The sequence below is a fragment of the Gilvimarinus sp. 1_MG-2023 genome (genome assembly GCF_030548285.1).
This window is the reverse complement of record NZ_JAUOSC010001424.1, coordinates 1-249: the sequence shown is the minus strand read 5'-3', so window position 1 is coordinate 249 and position 249 is coordinate 1. Positions and strand designations below refer to the sequence as shown.

Below are 249 nucleotides of genomic sequence, written 5' to 3'. Positions count from 1 at the left end.
CCCAGCAACATCGCGCCAGACAACAAGACCAGAGCGGCATTGGCGGACAAGGGTTGCAGCTCAAAGGCAGAGCCATACAGGGCGGACAGTTCTGCCACCGGTTGTTTCAGCAACAGCCAGCAACCAATCAACATCAGCCAGGCCAGCAGTCCGCCCACCATGCCGTACCACAAGCCGGTATACAAAAAAGGCCGACGCACATAGGCGTCTGTGCCCCCCACCAGCTTGATCACCCGGATTTCATCCACC

The 249-nt window shown here is 58.6% G+C and carries 1 protein-coding gene; it reads right to left on the bottom strand.

Translation table 11 applies throughout. The features are described from left to right. Nucleotides 1–249: cell division protein FtsX (locus Q4563_RS21535; RefSeq protein WP_442903854.1), on the bottom strand; the 249-nt coding region annotated here is incomplete at both ends.